This window comes from Alkalihalobacillus sp. R86527, assembly GCF_042466185.1.
Taxonomy (GTDB): Bacteria; Bacillota; Bacilli; order Bacillales; family Guptibacillaceae; genus Guptibacillus.
In genome coordinates this window covers 1,135,270-1,152,390 of record NZ_JAXHBW010000001.1, presented here as the reverse complement: position 1 = coordinate 1,152,390, position 17,121 = coordinate 1,135,270, and the positions used below count along the sequence as shown (strand labels likewise).

The 17,121-nt window shown below is 39.5% G+C and carries 13 protein-coding genes and 1 other annotated feature; of the genes, 8 read left to right on the top strand and 5 right to left on the bottom strand.

Translation table 11 applies throughout. The annotated features are described in order from the left end of the window. Window positions 1–174: 174 nt before the first annotated feature. Window positions 175–1,503: a branched-chain amino acid transport system II carrier protein gene (gene brnQ / locus SJY16_RS05805; RefSeq protein WP_377888154.1), complete on the top strand. Its 1,329-nt coding sequence runs from the start codon at window positions 175–177 to the stop codon at window positions 1,501–1,503. Window positions 1,504–1,590: 87 nt separating this feature from the next. Here the strand turns inward: brnQ and ezrA are convergent, their stop codons facing one another. Continuing rightward, the gene (gene ezrA, locus SJY16_RS05800; protein ID WP_377888153.1) at window positions 1,591–3,288 is read right to left on the bottom strand and encodes a septation ring formation regulator EzrA; all 1,698 of its coding nucleotides are present in this window, start codon (window positions 3,286–3,288) and stop codon (window positions 1,591–1,593) included. Window positions 3,289–3,501: 213 nt separating this feature from the next. Between ezrA and hisJ the strand changes: the two genes are divergently transcribed. Further along, a complete protein-coding gene (hisJ, locus tag SJY16_RS05795) occupies window positions 3,502–4,335 on the top strand; it encodes a histidinol-phosphatase HisJ (protein ID WP_377888152.1) in 834 nt (277 codons plus the stop codon). Here the strand turns inward: hisJ and refZ are convergent. After that, a complete protein-coding gene (gene refZ / locus SJY16_RS05790) occupies window positions 4,322–4,975 on the bottom strand; it encodes a forespore capture DNA-binding protein RefZ (protein WP_377888151.1) in 654 nt (217 codons plus the stop codon). The genes hisJ and refZ overlap by 14 nt on opposite strands. A 148-nt stretch (window positions 4,976–5,123) precedes the next feature. On the opposite strand from refZ, the gene SJY16_RS05785 reads away from it, so the two are divergent. After that, window positions 5,124–5,609, top strand: a complete 486-nt coding sequence (locus SJY16_RS05785; RefSeq protein ID WP_377888150.1) for a GAF domain-containing protein — start codon at window positions 5,124–5,126, stop codon at window positions 5,607–5,609. Between the two features lie 56 nt (window positions 5,610–5,665). Here the strand turns inward: SJY16_RS05785 and megL are convergent, their stop codons facing one another. After that, complete coding sequence (gene megL, locus SJY16_RS05780; RefSeq protein WP_377892077.1) at window positions 5,666–6,847, bottom strand: methionine gamma-lyase; 1,182 nt, start codon at window positions 6,845–6,847, stop codon at window positions 5,666–5,668. Between the two features lie 342 nt (window positions 6,848–7,189). Between megL and rpsD the strand changes: the two genes are divergently transcribed. Beyond that, window positions 7,190–7,792 carry a 30S ribosomal protein S4 gene (gene rpsD, locus SJY16_RS05775; RefSeq protein WP_377888149.1) on the top strand — a complete coding sequence of 201 codons (603 nt, stop codon included), beginning with the start codon at window positions 7,190–7,192 and terminating at the stop codon, window positions 7,790–7,792. 121 nt (window positions 7,793–7,913) lie between these two features. Here the strand turns inward: rpsD and tyrS are convergent, their stop codons facing one another. Continuing rightward, window positions 7,914–9,185, bottom strand: coding sequence for a tyrosine--tRNA ligase (gene tyrS, locus SJY16_RS05770; RefSeq protein ID WP_377888148.1), 1,272 nt, complete (start codon window positions 9,183–9,185; stop codon window positions 7,914–7,916). 53 nt (window positions 9,186–9,238) lie between these two features. After that, window positions 9,239–9,469: a binding site (T-box leader), on the bottom strand. Between the two features lie 136 nt (window positions 9,470–9,605). Between tyrS and SJY16_RS05765 the strand changes: the two genes are divergently transcribed. After that, the gene (locus SJY16_RS05765; protein ID WP_377888147.1) at window positions 9,606–12,746 is read left to right on the top strand and encodes a transglycosylase domain-containing protein; all 3,141 of its coding nucleotides are present in this window, start codon (window positions 9,606–9,608) and stop codon (window positions 12,744–12,746) included. Window positions 12,747–12,787: 41 nt separating this feature from the next. Here SJY16_RS05765 and acsA read toward each other — a convergent pair whose 3' ends face one another. After that, entirely contained in the window at window positions 12,788–14,503 is a 1,716-nt protein-coding gene (gene acsA / locus SJY16_RS05760) for an acetate--CoA ligase (RefSeq protein WP_377888146.1), read from the bottom strand. A 170-nt stretch (window positions 14,504–14,673) separates the two neighbouring features. Between acsA and SJY16_RS05755 the strand changes: the two genes are divergently transcribed. The 3 genes from SJY16_RS05755 to SJY16_RS05745 are packed head-to-tail and all read left to right on the top strand — an operon-like array spanning window position 14,674 to window position 17,120. After that, complete coding sequence (locus tag SJY16_RS05755; protein WP_377888145.1) at window positions 14,674–15,306, top strand: GNAT family N-acetyltransferase; 633 nt, start codon at window positions 14,674–14,676, stop codon at window positions 15,304–15,306. Between the two features lie 21 nt (window positions 15,307–15,327). Then, window positions 15,328–15,975: an acetoin utilization AcuB family protein gene (locus SJY16_RS05750; protein WP_377888144.1), complete on the top strand. Its 648-nt coding sequence runs from the start codon at window positions 15,328–15,330 to the stop codon at window positions 15,973–15,975. Beyond that, the gene (locus SJY16_RS05745; protein ID WP_377888143.1) at window positions 15,972–17,120 is read left to right on the top strand and encodes an acetoin utilization protein AcuC; all 1,149 of its coding nucleotides are present in this window, start codon (window positions 15,972–15,974) and stop codon (window positions 17,118–17,120) included. Before SJY16_RS05750 ends, SJY16_RS05745 begins: the two co-directional genes overlap by 4 nt. Window position 17,121 lies beyond the last annotated feature (1 nt).

Sequence of the window (17,121 nt, the reverse complement as noted above, 5' to 3'; positions counted from 1 at the left end):
GAGAAACACTCACTGTTGGTCAATATTTCCAACACGCGACAACCCTTATCAACATTGATTAATTATTGTTAGAATTTTAAAACATTTACGACTTTGTTATGTTTTGTCGATAAATTGTGTTAATATAAAGTCCGAAAATTAGGACAAGCTGTTGAATACTCGGGAGGACAAGTTATGGTAGCGAAATTATCTAAAAAGGAAACGTTTACAATCGGATTAATGCTCTTTGCTCTTTTCCTTGGTGCTGGAAATATGATTTTCCCCCCTGCACTTGGTCAAGGAGCTGGAGAGAATATTGGCGAAGCCATCATCGGTTTCTTAATCACTGGTGTCGGACTGCCCTTACTAGGTGTTACTGCAGTCGGTTTGACCGGTGGAAGCCTGAAAGATATAGCTTCAAGAGTTCATCCAACTTTTGGGTTACTGTTTACAGCAATACTTTATTTAGCCATCGGCCCATTTTTTGGAATACCACGAACAGGCACAGTTGCATTTGAAATTGGGGTAGTGCCATTCTTAAATGAATCAGTTAATACAACCGGTTTACCGTTAGTCATATACACCTTAATCTTTTTTGGATTTACTTTCTGGTTTGCACTTAACCCAACTCAACTTGTAGATCGAATCGGAAATATTCTAACTCCTATATTAATTGTAGTACTTGGTAGTTTGATTATTGGAGCATTCGTTAGCTTGCCTGAAGAACTTTCAACGCCTGCAGAAGGGTATCAAAACGGTGTATTTTTTAAAGGGTTCTTAGATGGATACTTAACGATGGACGCGATTGCCGCTCTCGTCTTCGGAATTGTGATTATAAAAGCAGTTAATGACCGCGGGGTCACAAATAAGAAAGTGGTAGCTTTTTCAGTCTTAAAAGCTGGTTTGCTAGCTGCATTAGGTTTAACGATCATTTATTTATCACTCGCATTCATTGGTGCATCTAATCTAAATGTCGTCGCTTCAGCAGAAAATGGTGGAGTGCTCTTATCTAATGTTGCTAATTACCTTTATGGAACATTTGGAACTGTACTTCTTGGAGCAGCTATTACATTCGCTTGCTTAACAACGTCTATTGGTCTTGTAACAGCATGTGGAGAGTACTTTTCAAATGCATATCCAAAACTTTCATATAAAATGGTTATTTTAATTGTTACCATTTTTAGTGCATTTATAGCAAACCTTGGATTGACTCAACTCATTGCCTTTACTGTTCCTGTCTTAATCGCCATCTATCCGATTGCGATAATATTAATCTTTTTAACTTTTATAAACTACATCATTCCTCTGCATCACTATATTTACAAGTGGGCGATCTTTCTTACGATTCTAGTTAGTATTCCTAAAGCACTAGAAGATGCTAAACTACCAATTCCTGGTTTAGAATTCTTAAATTATTTGCCATTGTACAGTGAAGGAATTGGATGGCTAATTCCTGCATTAGTAGGAATTCTAATCGGTGTCATCACAGCTTCAACAGACCGTCAATCAACAAACGCAGGCTAACCAGCCTGCGTTTTTCTTTCGTAAGAATGCTATATGAAATTTTCATTCAGTAAAAAGCCCTCCCCAGTTTGAGGAAGGCTTTATTTACTATAGGTTGACCGGCTCTCTCACATCTTCTTTTAATGATGCGAGAACTTGTGGGTCTACCTTCTCAATCGCAGCTTCTGCGGTTGAAAGGGCTTCTTCATATTCATAATTCCTGAAGTGTTCTTCCGCCTTTAACAACAGATCATCTACACTTCTATACTTACCACGGTACCGATTCCCATATTGGATTAGCTTCTCCGTTAAGACAGAATCTTCAACTAACATCCGAGTCGATTCACAGCTTTCATTAACAGTATGTTCAGCCTCAGAAAGGACTTGGTTAATTTGATAGATATCCAAAGGTACATCAGATAATCTCTCATTTAGCTCCACGATGATATCTTCTGCACGCTCATAACCTTCTAAATACGATTCAGGAATCCCTGGTATATTACTTAATTTCATCAGTCGCTTCGATTCGATCAGCTTGCGCTTCAAATCCTTTATCGTTTCTAAAGCTCTTAACTCATCTTTACGAAGCATGTGTAGATTTTCTTTTTGAACTTTCAATTCTTCGTCTACAACATTTAAATCTTCTTTTAGTTTAATCGCACTTTCCGCAAGCAACGAGTAAGCCTGTTTATTATGATCGACCGCTTCCTGTACAGCTTGGAACCTTACATAAAAGTCAGATAGCTTCAATTCAAGCTCTTTGATCGCCTTTAGTTCCTGTTCCTCTAGTCGATAACTTAATTGAACCACATTACTTTCTTCTTGCAACTCCTGAAGATGCTTGTTCGTTTTCATCATTTCATGTTCGAGCTCTTCTACTTTTAAAGTAACGAAGTGTCTTGCTTCTACTTCGTTTTCTAATTGGTCATATACCTCTTCAATTTTCAACCGAACAGCATCGATTTCTGTTTTGATCGATTGAACCTCAGTGGTTTCAATTGCAGTCTTCCATTTCTCTAATTCAGAGGAGACTTCTTCGATTTTTTCATCGATTTCTAAATGGTCAAGAACATAACCTTCAGATTCCATGGCTGACGTGCCATCTTCTAGCTCTTTAAGCTGTGAAGGTATTTGATTATTCACAAGGACAATCACTTCAGGTGTAATCGATATCTTTTCTTGAACAACATCTAATCGGTCTTGTACTTGAACGAGGACTTCTCTTGCTTCAAGATAATTACCTTCTTCAGTCAATTGTTCATAGTTCTTGAGCATATCGCGAAGTTCCTCGATCTCCTCATCGAGAACAGGAAATGCTTCTCCGAGTGAGCGATTCTGAGACAACAAACGCTGTTTAGCTTCTCTAAAGTCTTCTTGAACAGAAGTGATTTCGATCCGATTTTGTTCCTCACTCGACACTAACTCATCGATATCTTTCAATAACAATTCAATTCTCTTTTCAGCGTGTTCTAAACGGTGTTGAGTTTCTTCTAGCTTTTCCCTTGCTTTCCTGAAGCGATATCTCTCAGCGGCTTCTTCTGTATCCATGAGCTGCTCCTCAAGATTCGGGAGCTTCACAGCAACAATTTCATCCCACTCTTCACGCCATTTCTCAAACTTTTCTTCTGTTTGACCAGACATTACCAGCCCTTTTACTTTCGAAATTTCGTCAGTTACAGGCCTATTTAAAATATCGATCTTCCACTCTTCAAGTCTATCTATTTCATTGAATATTTTTCTTCTCGCATAAGCACCGTAAATAAAAACGGCTATCATCAGAATAATGGCAATGACAATATACTCCAACGGAAGCACCCCTTCTTCCACATCATCAATTTATGTAAATGTATACGAATAAACTACTTAATATGTACATGATTAATTATATGTGTTTGAAATTTGGTAACGGTATTATGATACCATGTAATTACCTGTTTGACTAAATAAATTCAATATTCGACAGCCAAATTCCTTGATAATGTTTTAATTTTTTTGATTTATCGAAAGAGGTGCTTATAAATGAGTGAAAAATACGATGGCCACGTCCATTCTCCATTTTGCCCCCATGGAACTTCTGACTCCCTAGAAAGCTATGTTGAAAAAGCAATAAAACTAGGTTTTACTGGTCTTACGTTTACAGAGCATGCCCCACTCCCAGCGAACTTCATAGACCCAGTCCCTCTTAATGACAGCGGGATGTCTCATCAACAATTAGATGAATACTTTAATGCTGTAGAAAAGATTAAAGATTCCTACCATGGTAAGTTCGAAATAAAATGTGGTCTTGAGGTTGATTACATAGAAGGATTTGAAGAAGAAACGAGGGCTTTTTTAGATAAAGTAGGTTCAAAGTTAGATGATGCGATCTTATCCGTTCATTTTATTCATCATAACAACCAATACACATGCCTCGACTATAGTCCAGAGTCATTTGAAGAACTAGTGAACGCATTAGGTTCAGTTGAGAATGTGCATAAGAAATACTATGAAACTGTCTATCGGTCGTTAACTGCAGATTTAGGGGATTATAAGCCTAAACGATTAGGTCATATAAGTTTGGTGAATAAGTTTCAGAAAAAGTTTCAGCTTGATATCTCCTCATCTCATCTTGTGACGACAATATTGGATGAAGTGAAAAAGCAAGGACTTTCACTAGACTATAACGGAGCAGGAACCGTAAAACCACTTTGTAAGGAACCATACCCACCTTCTTGGGTAATCGAAGAAGCAGAAAGCAGAAAAATCCCTCTCATCTATGGATCAGATGCCCATAGTTCCAAAGGGATTGGTCAAGGTTTCGATCAGCTTTCATCTACTTTATTATCTTCTCCACTCCCACTCAGCCGTTCATAACGAACGGCTTTTTTTGCACATGGAGCTCTCTACATACATAAAGTTCAACCCACTGTAATAGCTGCTTCGTATACCGCTCAATAAAGTAAGATTCATTAGGTTGAATATGATGAACCTCTAGAATATATTGAGGCTGTAGGAAAGGCATCGATAACATCCCCCTTAGTTGCATCACAACATAATCGACCGACTGAGGACGGAATTCCTTCCTAGAAAAACCTGCCTCGAATATTTTTGATAAATAAAACTTTTCTTTTGATAGATATGTGGTCATGATTTCGCGAACTAGAACGGAATCAAATGTAATTTCTCTATGAACGAACCTTGCTAACTGTCTATTTTGATGTTGATACGTCATGATTGTTTGCAATGCTTCAACTAAGCAAGCTTTCGCTGTTTTTTTCTCCAACATCTTATGAACTTTCTCGAGTTCGTTCACATAGCCTTCCAAAAACGTAGTCATCAAAAACTCCGCAAGTCCCTTCTTACCATCAAAATAGTATGAGATCAAAGAGACGTTAACTCCGGCTTTATTGGCAATATCACGAACTGAAGTTCCGTTGTATCCTTTCGTATTAAAGAGTTGAATGGCGGCCTGGATGACGTTTCGCTTCGATACTGTATCTCGCTCCTGCTTCATTTGGAACCACCCCCAGTTTCTTTCATAGTATACGTTTTCGTTACGCCTTGAAGCTATCCTTTAATAATCGTGCGACAAAATATGTGTGTTACTCCACAAGTTTTGATATGATTAGCATAATTTCGATACAAAGTTGAGGTGAAGTAACTTGTTTGAAGTCGAATCCTATTCAGGCAAGAGGGAAAAAGATTATGAAATGGTCATTAAGCAACTAAAAGCACTATTGGATGGTGAAACAAACCAAATCGCCAATTTATCAAATGCATCGGCATTATTGAATCAATTTCTAAACAACGTTAACTGGGTTGGGTTTTATTTATACGAAGAAAAAAGTGATCAGCTAGTACTTGGGCCATTCCAAGGGTTGCCAGCTTGTGTTCGTATTCCTAACGGACGGGGCGTATGTGGCTCGGCTTTTAAAGAAGGAAAAACCATGAGAATTGAAAATGTTCATGAGTTCGCTGGCCATATTGCATGTGACGCTGCTTCACAGTCTGAAATCGTTATCCCAATCCGATCTTCTAACTCGATTATTGGCGTACTTGATATCGACAGCCCTAGCGTTGGTCGTTTTGATGAAACAGATGAAAAATATTTAGAAAAGTTTGTTGCTACTCTAGAAGAACATATGTAATGGAAAAACAGCCGCTGATTTCCGCGGCTGTTTTCTATCGTTATTGACGACCTTGGTCAAGAATCTAACGCTTGCTCTAGATCTGCCCAAACGTCTTCCCATGCTTCTAATCCGATTGAAATTCGTATAAGTGATTCATTGATTCCCATCCTCATTCTTTCTTCCACGGGCACCACAGCATGCGTCATAGTAGCTGGATGTTGGATTAGCGTTTCAGCATCACCTAGACTTACAGCAATCTTTATCATTTCAAGTCGATTCATGAATGCTTGCGCCTCAGCCTTCCCACCATCCAACTCAAAACTTATGAGTCCTCCTGGCTTTTTCATTTGTCTACTTGCAATAGAGTAAGACGGAGATTCTTCCAATCCTGGGTACATGACTCTCTTAATTCTTGGATGATCTTTAAGTTTCTCAACGATGGACTCAGAGTTTGCACAATGCCGATCCATACGAATTGGCAAAGTTTTTAACCCTCGTAATAGAAGCCATGCATCAAAAGGAGATAATATACCTCCAATATCTTTTTGTGTGGATTTAGCGATCGAAGAAATCGTTTCCTGATTTCCGACTACGAGACCGGCCACTACGTCACCATGTCCTCCGATGTATTTTGTTGCACTATGCAAAACGATATCGCAACCAAATTCCAATGGTCGTTGTAGATATGGCGTGGAAAACGTATTATCGACAACAACTGTGATTCCTCTTTCCTTGGCTATCGAAGAGATCATCTGTAAATCGATTAACTTCAAAGTCGGATTGATCGGTGTTTCAATATAGATAACACTTGTATTTGGTCGAATCGCTTCTATAATTTGCTCTTTTGAATCAAGCGGAAGCAAGTCATGCTCAACTGAGAACTTCTCTTTCATTAATTGTAATAAACCGAAGGTACATCCATATACGCCTTCAGAACATAAGATATGGTCACCTGATCGAACGAGGTGAAACAAGACTGCTGATACAGCAGCCATCCCGGATCCAAACGCTAACCCTCCATCTGCTCCTTCTAGAGATGCTATACGTTCCTCTAACATTTTGACTGTTGGATTTCCTAATCTAGAATATATATATCCTGGTTCCTCACCTGCAAACCTTTTTTCACCGGCTTCAGCAGTTTCAAAGGTAAACGTGGATGTTTGATATATAGGCGACGCAAGACTGTTATGATGTGATTCAGCATCATAGCCTTCATGGATTGTTCTCGTTTCGAATTGACGTTCCTTTTTCAATATAGCTCCCCCTCTATCTTAAATCTATGTATCATTCAATTATATTGTAAGCGCTTTCTTATAGAAGGTGAAGAGGAATTTCATTTTTTATAGAAATACCTATCATACTAGAAAACGACTGATGTTGACATGAATCTATAGAAAGGTTACAATGACAGTTGTGTAAAATAAGAATGGGCAGCAGCGTGACGGCTTGTGATTTCATTATGTTCCTTTAAATAGGTGCTCCGCGTAACCTCCGGCTGTCGAGGTGAAGGTGTGTGAAAACATAATGTGCACAAATCGGAATCACGACACTGTTTTTATTTTATACCAATAAAAATAGTGATAAAGGAGGAGCTAATTATGGCTCGTTATACAGGACCAAGTTGGAAAATTTCTCGTCGTCTTGGTATTTCTCTAAGTGGAACAGGTAAAGAATTGGAAAAGCGCCCTTACGCTCCAGGTCAACATGGACCTAACCAGCGTAGAAAGCTTTCTGAATATGGACTTCAGCTTCAAGAGAAGCAAAAGCTTCGTCACATGTATGGAATGACTGAACGTCAATTCCGTCGTCTTTTCGATGATGCTGGTAAAATGAAAGGTGTTCATGGTGAGAACTTCATGATTCTTCTTGAATCTCGTCTTGATAACCTTGTTTATCGTATGGGTCTAGCTCGTACTCGCCGTCAGGCTCGTCAGCTAGTTAACCACGGCCACATCACAGTTGATGGCAAACGTGTTGACATTCCTTCTTACCGCGTAGCAACTGGTCAAGTACTAAGTGTTCGTGAGAAGTCTAACAACCTTGACATCATCAAAGAAGCTATTGAAGTGAACAACTTTGTTCCAGAATACCTTACTTTTGATGCAGATAAGCTTGAAGGTACGTACTCTCGCCTTCCTGAGCGTTCTGAACTTCCTGCAGAAATCACTGAAGCTCTTATCGTTGAGTACTACTCTCGTTAAGCTGTTTCTAAAAAACCTCGGACTTTGTTCCGAGGTTTTTTATTATCTAAATTGCATCACAAAACATGTTCAAAGATAAAAAAGCCGGTAATCATAAAAAATGATTACCGGCTTTTTTTGATTAGAATGTAAGGAGATAGTATTTTTTCTTCCCTCTTCTAATAATAACGTATTGTCCTTCGATGCGATCTGAAGAAGAGACAACTTTATTCATCTCCTGATTACGTTCACCGTTAATGTAGATGGCTCCGTTTTTAATATCTTCTCTCGCCTGACGTTTTGAAGATGAAATACCTGCCTCAACGAGTAGATCGATCAATCCCTTGTCATCCTCTTCAACGTGGTAAGAAGGAACATCTTTAAAGCCTTGGCGTATTTCATCAGCTGTTAATTCTTTAATCTCACCACTGAAAAGCGCTTGAGATATATTGATTGCTTGCTGAAGTTTTTCTTCGCCATGCACAAGTCTTGTAACTTCTTCAGCTAACTTACGATGAGCTTCTCTCTTTTCGGGAGCCTTATCATTCAAAGTTTCAAGCTCTTTAATCTCATCAGTGCTTAAGAATGTGAAGTAATAAAGAAATTTCACAACATCGCGATCATCCGTGTTGATCCAGAATTGGTAGAATTCATAAGGTGACGTTTTGTCTGCATCAAGCCAGATAGCGCCTCCTTCTGACTTACCGAATTTAGAACCATCACTCTTCGTAACGAGTGGAAATGTCGCTCCGAATGCTTTTGGACGCTCTCCCTCTTCAGATCCTTCTTCTTTTCGGATTAACTCAAGTCCAGCAGTGATATTTCCCCACTGGTCACTTCCACCGATTTGAAGACGACAGTTCTCATTACGATATAGTTCAAGAAAGTCATAGGACTGGAGAATCATGTACGTAAACTCAGTAAACGAAATACCTGCATCGAGACGTGAGGAAACTGAGTCTTTTGCAAGCATATAGTTCAATCCAAAATTCTTTCCAATATCACGTAGGAAAGGAATAATGTTTAAACCACCGATCCAATCAAAGTTATTCACAGCTTTTGCTGGGTTTTCACTAGTCTCAAAATCGAGAAAACGAGCGAGTTGTCCTTGTAGTTTGTTTGTCCATTCTTGAACGATATCTTCTGAATTCAACGTTCTTTCGTTAGCACGACCACTAGGATCTCCAATTAGGCCCGTTGCACCTCCAACAAGTGCAATCGGTGTATGACCCGCAAGCTGAAATCTTCTAAGAGCAAGCACCGGAAGAAGGTGGCCTATGTGAAGGCTGTCTGCTGTTGGATCAAATCCAGAATAGATTCCAATACTGTTTTCTGAAAGTTCTTTCTTAAGGCCTTTTTCATCAGTCACCTGATTAATAAGCCCTCTAGCTTCAAGTTCATCTAAGATATGCATGATACTGACTCCTTTTCCAATTAAAATTGAACACATAAAAAACTCGCCCCCTGGTAAGGGACGAGTTTAATCGCGGTACCACCCTTGTTGAAGAAAGTAAGCTTTCTCCCACTTCATCAGGATAACGGCCTGGTCCGTCTTGATGCTACACAAACAAATTTCATTTGCTCTTCACACCAGATGCTCATGGAAGTAATTCACATTTCCTTTATATTGGTTCACACCGACCACCAACTCTCTGAAAAAGGGAGGAAAACGCTACTTAGTCCATTCTTCGCACACACGTTTAAAAATCTAACTAAATTAATATCATACTTCGACCTATAATGTCAATTCTAGCCCCTATATATAGGCGAACGCTTTATACAAATATCGACTAGATATGCTATAATAATTAGGATTAATTGAGGAGGTATAGGAATGCGAGAGCTTTTTTCTTCTATCAGGTCGAAGTGGAACGCGTTCATCGATAGATTGCAAGAATATCACATCTTAACAGGCTCAAGAATTGCTTATAAAGTCATTTGGAATTTATTCTTAATTTTTCTCGTGCTCGGACTTATGGGTAGCTTGTTTGCCGGTGGTGTAGGTGCAGGGTATTTTGCATCTTTAGTGAAGGATGAACAGATCCGCTCCTATGATGAGATGAAGAGAGACGTCTATAACTATGAAGAAACTAGTGAGATATACTTTGCTGACGATGTTCTTCTCGGTAACTTTCGATCGGATATCGAGCGAAAGGAAGTCGATTTAAAAGACGTCTCCCCTCTAGTACAGAAGGCAGTCATTTCAACTGAAGATGAATATTTTTATGACCACGACGGGATTGTTCCTAAAGCAATTGGACGAGCCGTTCTTCAAGAGCTCACAAACTCTGAAGATCGAACAGGTGGTAGTACACTCACACAGCAGCTAGTCAAAAACCAAATATTAACAAGAGAAGTTTCCTTTGAACGAAAAGCGAAAGAAATGTTACTTGCTTTGCGTCTTGAGAACTTCTTTGAAAAAGAAGAAATACTTGAAGCGTACCTGAATGTCGTACCATTCGGTCGAAATGCTTCTGGAAGAAATATCGCTGGTGTCCAAACAGCGGCCAAAGGCATCTTTGGTGTAGACGCTAGTGAATTAAATCTGCCTCAAGCCGCTTTTATTGCCGGCCTACCGAAAAACCCTTATACATACACACCTTTTACAAACTCTGGAATTGTGAAAGATGATCTTTCACCAGGGATTGAGCGGATGAAGTTCGTCCTCTACCGCATGTATACGGAAGGTACGATTACCGAGGAAGAATATAACAAAGCTATAGAATACGACATTGAGAAAAATTTAACAGACTCTTCTCCTTCACCTTTTGAACAATACCCATATCTAACGTTCGAAATAGAAGATCGAGCCAAAACAGTTCTTGCAGAGCAAATTGCTAATGAGGAAGGCTATGATGGGAAGAAACTTGCGGAAAGCATCAATCAATATAATAGAGTCACATATGATGCAAACGTCACAAAAAGAACAGTAGAAGAAAGCGCAGAAAAGATGGGGCTCAAATGGGAAGAAGTAGAAAAAGACTCAAAAATCTTTATTGAGTTTATGAGCAACGCTGAAAAAGAACTTAGGAAAAATGGATATAAGATTCACACTACAATCGACAAAAATGTATATAATTCAATGAATGCAGCTAGAGATAAAGTTCTTGATAACGGAAGGTATTTCCAAAGCCCTAAGACAGTATCCGTTCAAGATCCTGAAACGGGTGAAATGGTTGATAAAGAATACCCCATGCAAGTTGGCGGAATTTTAATCGAGAATAAGTCTGGAAAAATCCTATCATTTGTTGGTGGTAGAGATTTTGGTCAAGAAGCACTCAACCATGCAACGAATGCCTATCGCTCAAATGGTTCTACTATGAAGCCATTACTCGACTATGCTCCAGCAATGGAGATAGGAAAAGTACAGCCAGGCTATATTATCCCGGACCTTCCTATTAAGGGAAAGAATGCCTTTAATCCGGGCAACTATTCTTCAAACTATCATGGTCTAGTAACTGCCAGAAAGGCACTTGAACGGTCCTATAACGTTCCGGCGGCTCGAGTATACTCCAAAATGAACCCTGTGGAAGCTACGGAATATTTAGTGAAAATGGGCTTTAGCACTCTTACTGTCGATGATAGATATGCTCCATCCATGTCAATCGGTGCTTTAACACGAGGCGTAAGCGTTGAAGAAAACACCAATGCTTTTGGAACATTTGCGAACGGTGGTAAATTCGTAGACGCTTATATGATCGATAAGATTGTCGACAGAGATGGCAATGTTGTTTACCAACATAAGCCAGACCCTGTTCAAGTCTTCAGCCCTCAAACGTCTTACCTTACAATCGATATGATGAGAGACGTAGTTAGACAGGGTACTGCACAGGATGTGCCAGGTAAATTGAAATTCACAGCCGATTGGGCAGGTAAAACTGGAACTGGTCAAGGTTATAGGGATGCTTGGTTTGTAGCAGTTAATCCTAATGTATCTCTTGGCGTTTGGACAGGATATGACAAGCAAATGAGAATGGACTCTCAATATGCTAGTCGTAATAAAAACTTATGGGCACTGTTTGCGAATGCAGCTTATGATCAGAAACCAGAGCTAATGGATCCACAAAAACGATTCGATATGCCAACCGGAATTGTTAGAAGATCTTTCTGTGGAATATCTGGGAAGCTTGCTTCTGATTTATGTCAGCAAGCTGGACTTGTTCAAACAGATCTATTTAATGCAAAGTACGTACCTACAGAAGTGGATGACAGTTTAACTCAAGGTAGATACGTTGTTATCAAAGGAAAAACCTATGAAGCACTCTCTTCAACGCCAGCAGAATTTGTAACAAGTGGCGTGATGATTAAAGAAGATTATTTTGAAGGTATTGACCTTAGTACACTTCTTCCATCGAAATTCAGTAACTTAAACATCGTTTCAGAAGGTACTGTTGCCAAAGAAAACGGTAAGAAACCTGGAGCAGTCGGAAGAGTCTCCATTAGCGGTTCTACTCTCACGTGGAACGAATCAGGAGAAAGTGATATAGTTGGATACCGCATTTACCGAGCTGGAAATGGAAGTAATTCATTTACTAAGTTAGGTAGCATAAAATCATCTGATGGTAGCTCGTTCAATATTCCATCGGGACCTTACGCTTACTATGTTACAGCAGTCGACGTTGCGGGAAATGAATCCTCTCCTTCTGCAAAAGTTACATCAGGTGATTGGTCTGATAAGCCAGAAGAAAAAGAAAAGCCAGAACCACCTGAAGATGATGGTGATGATGAGTCCGGCGGTGACAACAACGATGATTCGAGCGACGAAGAAAACTCAGGAGAATCAAACGGTGGGAACGCTGGAAATGGTAATGAGAATTCTGGAGATGGAAATAACAATAATTCGACCTCCAATGATTCAAATAGCAATTCAGGTTCAAATAATTCTAGTAGCAATTCAAGCTCAAATAGTTCAGGTTCCAATAGTTCAAACTCTAGCAATAATCAGGGAACCAACAACTCAAACAGTGATGAATAACAAAATCCCCGCAGCAGAAGCTGCGGGGATTTTTGTCGTTATTAATCTTCCATAGTAGATAAATCACCAGTTGGTAAGTCAAGCTCCCATGCTTTTAAGACGCGACGCATAATCTTACCACTTCTCGTTTTAGGAAGTTTATCACGAAATTCGATTTCTCTAGGTGCTGCATGAGCAGCCAGCCCTTTCTTCACGTGATTGCGAATCTCTTCCATTAACTCATCTGTAGGCTCATAACCAGAACGTAGTGCAATGAACGCTTTGATGATTTCACCACGGACTGGATCAGGTTTGCCAATAACTCCAGCTTCTGCAACTGCAGCATGCTCGACAAGTTTACTTTCAACTTCAAACGGACCAACACGTTCACCTGAAGTCATAATTACATCATCAACACGACCCTGGAACCAGTAGTAGCCATCTTCATCCTTATATGCGGAATCACCTGACACATACCAGTCACCTTTCATAAAGTAACTCTCATACTTTTCTTGACGATTCCAAATCGCGCGCATCATGGAAGGCCAACCTTTTTTAATCGCCAAGTTACCCATACGGTTAGGCGGTAACTCATTACCTTGATCATCCACAATGGCCGCGTGCACGCCAGGAATTGGTTTACCCATAGAACCGGGCTTAATCTCCATTGAAGGATAGTTACTGATTAGCTGAGCACCTGTCTCTGTCATCCACCAGTTATCGTGAATGCGTTGATCTAAGACTTTATTGCCCCATTTGATAACTTCGGGATTTAATGGTTCTCCGACACTCAGCACATGACGTAGCGAAGATAAATCGTAGTTTTTCAGGATTTCATCTCCAGCTCCCATAAGCATACGGAACGCAGTAGGAGCACTATACCAAACCGTTACACCATATTTCTCAATAGTTGAATACCAATCTTCCGGACTAAAGCGACCACCACGAATCACGTTAGATGTCCCTGCTAGCCATGGAGCGAAAATTCCGTAAGAAGTACCAGTAACCCAGCCTGGATCTGCTGTGCACCAATACACATCATCTTCTTTCAAATCTAGTACCCACTGTGCTGTTTGATAATGTTGAATCATAGCATTGTGTACATGAAGAACACCTTTTGGTTTTCCAGTTGAACCTGACGTATAATGGAGAATCATTCCATCTTCACGGTCGACCCATTCGATCTTAAGGTTCTTATCTGCTGATTCAAAATGATTATAAAAATCAATATAAGGTCCTTCTTCTTTCACGTTTTCCCCAACAAGCACGATACTCTCTAGATGAGGCAGTTCATCTATAGGTACACGATCGAGTAACTCAGGAGTCGTAACAAGAACCTTTGCTTCGCTATCTTCAAGGCGGTCGCGAACGGCCCCCTCCATAAACGCTTCAAATAATGGACCAGCAATAGCTCCTAACTTCAATGTTCCAAGCAAAATGAAATAGAGTTCCGGAGAACGAGGCATAAAGATGAATACTCGATCACCTTTTTCAACATTCACTTTCTTCAAAACATTTCCGGCTTTGTTACTTAATGTCTTCATTTCACTATACGTATACTTTTCATCCCTTTTTGGATCAGAAAAATAGAGGGCTACTTTATTTTTTCGTTCAGATTCAGCATGCTTATCGATTGCTTCATAAGCCATATTTACATTCCCAGTTTCATTCCAGGAAAATGCTTTTTCTGCTTCTTTCCATTCAAAATTCTCATAAGTAGCTTCATAATCCTGTAAGTTGTGATTTCCACGAGTGGCAGAAAGCGATTTCAATTCCAAGTAATTCTCCTCCTTCTTCTACATCTTTCAATGATTTCACTGATAGTATAACATAAATTCGTAATATTTTAACAAATAACAAAAGTTAATAAAATCAACCTGAAACCCCTTACATTTATACAGAATCATGTATAATAAGAGCTGAGATCGTTATTAAAGGTGGTGACTAGATGGAACATCAAAAGACATACAATGCAGTTGAATGGAACACACCTCATGGCAAATTGATAATTGAGGGACCGATTACACCCGACCGCCTCGCCTCCTATCATTTACATAAAGATCTGGTAGCATTTCGCCCGCCTGAACAGCAACATAAGGCTTTAATAGAAATTGCTGGACTTCCAGAAGGAAGAATTATCGTAGTAAGAGAACGGGAAACAATTGTTGGTTATGTGACGTTTTTATATCCAGATCCAATGGAAAGATGGTCAGAAGGTAAGATGGAGAACCTACTTGAACTTGGGGCTATTGAAGTAATACCTAAATATCGAAACGCCAAAGTAGGAAAAAGCTTGTTGAGAACCTCCTTTATGGATGATTCAATGAATGATTATATTGTCATTACAACCGAATATTATTGGCATTGGGACCTTAAAGGTACAGGATTGTCAGTATGGGACTATCGAAAAGTAATGGAGAAAATGATGAATGCAGGTGGTCTGGAATGGTATGCCACAGATGACCCAGAAATAAGCTCTCACCCAGCCAATTGTTTAATGGCGAAGATCGGATCGAGAGTCGATCGAGAGTCGATACAAGCTTTTGACGCATTACGTTTTCAAAATCGTTTCATGTATTGAGATTTAAAGGAGTGAGAGGACTTGATCATTGAGGAAATAATGAACAGGAATGTATTTTCTCTGAATGAATCGCAAACGATCGCAGATGCGATTAAATTGATGCGAGAAAAGAATATACGTCATCTCCCCATTGTTAATAACGATGGAGAATTAGTAGGGATCGTTTCAGATCGAGATGTAAAAGAAGCTAGCCCATCGATACTCGATGCTAATCCTAACAGAGAAGTTTTAGACTCTTCACTGTCTTCTATTATGAAAAAGAATGTTATCACTGCACACCCTCTTGATTTCGTTGAGGAAATCTCAACTGTGTTTTATGAACACAGAATATCCTGCATCCCGATTATAGATAATAGAAAAGTTATTGGGATCGTTACTGAGACAGATATGCTGCACACTCTTATCCTTCTTACAGGTGCACATCAACCAAGTTCTCATATCGAAGTGCAAGTCGAGAATGTATCTGGGAAGCTTGCAGATATTACACAGATTATTCGAAAGCGAAATGTAAACATCATAAGTGTGCTGGTCTATCCTTGTAGTCATAACGAAAGGTATAAAAATATTGTTTTTAGAGTTCAGACGATGAATCCAACAGCTGTTGTAAATGATATTACTACAGAGGGTTATGAAGTGCTTTGGCCAAGTATGCCAGGTGTTCAAAGATGAAGAATGACTCTTTATTCGTTTACTCCTCAGATTACTTAAACTACAAATTTAGTGATAATCACCCTTTCAATCATATTAGAGTCCAATTAACTCATGATTTATTGAAAGAGCTGAGTGTATTATCAGAGGATGAAATCATTTCACCGAGGATTGCAAGTGACGATGAAATTGCATTGATTCACGACCCAGCATACATAAAAGCGGTGAAAGATGCAGGCAAAGGAACACTAGCCTCTTCCGTTGCTTCTAACTATGGGTTAGGAACAGAAGACACGCCTATTTTTTCTAATATGCATGAAGCCAGTGCGTTATTAGTAGGCGGCACCTTGACAGCAGTAGACGCTGTGATGACAGGAAAAGCCAAGCATGCTTTAAATATAGGCGGCGGACTTCATCACGGGTTTCGTGGGAAAGCATCTGGATTTTGTATTTACAATGATAGTTCGATTGCAATTGAATATATGAAGCAGAAATATGACGCAAGAGTGTTGTATGTCGATACAGATGCCCACCATGGAGATGGGGTACAATGGGCTTTTTATGATGACCCAAATGTATGTACACTTTCCATTCATGAAACGGGTCGTTATTTGTTTCCTGGCACAGGAAATATTAACGAAAAAGGTCATGGCAAAGGCTATGGCTTCTCTTTTAACGTTCCAATCGATGCATTTACTGAAGATGAGTCATTTCAAGAAGTTTATGAAACGTCATTTCGAAAAGTAATCGAATTCTTTAAACCTGATATCATCCTCACGCAAAATGGTGCTGATGCTCATTACTATGACCCTCTCACACACCTTTCAGTTTCAATGAATAGCTTCGAGTTTATTCCAAAACTTGCTCATGAGCTTGCACATGAATACTGTGATGGAAAATGGGTTGCTGTTGGTGGAGGCGGCTATGATGTATGGCGAGTCGTGCCGAGAGCATGGTCTAGAATCTGGCTAGAAATGAAAAATAAGATTGCTACTGGAGCCTTACCAGGGAAATGGATTGAGCGTTGGCAATCACTATCACCATTAGAGCTACCGAAAACATGGCACGATCCTGAAGATCTTTATGAACCAATTCCGCGAAAAAATGAAATCACAGAAAAAAACAAACTAACATTAGAACGTTCGCTCTATCAGATCAGTCACTAAA

Coding starts and splice junctions, on each gene's coding strand:
- brnQ (WP_377888154.1), top strand. CDS start 175: ATGGTAGCGAAATTATCTAAAAAGGAAACGTTTACAATCGGATTAATG.
- hisJ (WP_377888152.1), top strand. CDS start 3,502: ATGAGTGAAAAATACGATGGCCACGTCCATTCTCCATTTTGCCCCCAT.
- refZ (WP_377888151.1), bottom strand. CDS start 4,975: ATGAAGCAGGAGCGAGATACAGTATCGAAGCGAAACGTCATCCAGGCC.
- rpsD (WP_377888149.1), top strand. CDS start 7,190: ATGGCTCGTTATACAGGACCAAGTTGGAAAATTTCTCGTCGTCTTGGT.
- tyrS (WP_377888148.1), bottom strand. CDS start 9,185: ATGCATATCTTAGATGAACTTGAAGCTAGAGGGCTTATTAATCAGGTG.
- SJY16_RS05765 (WP_377888147.1), top strand. CDS start 9,606: ATGCGAGAGCTTTTTTCTTCTATCAGGTCGAAGTGGAACGCGTTCATC.
- SJY16_RS05755 (WP_377888145.1), top strand. CDS start 14,674: ATGGAACATCAAAAGACATACAATGCAGTTGAATGGAACACACCTCAT.
- SJY16_RS05745 (WP_377888143.1), top strand. CDS start 15,972: ATGAAGAATGACTCTTTATTCGTTTACTCCTCAGATTACTTAAACTAC.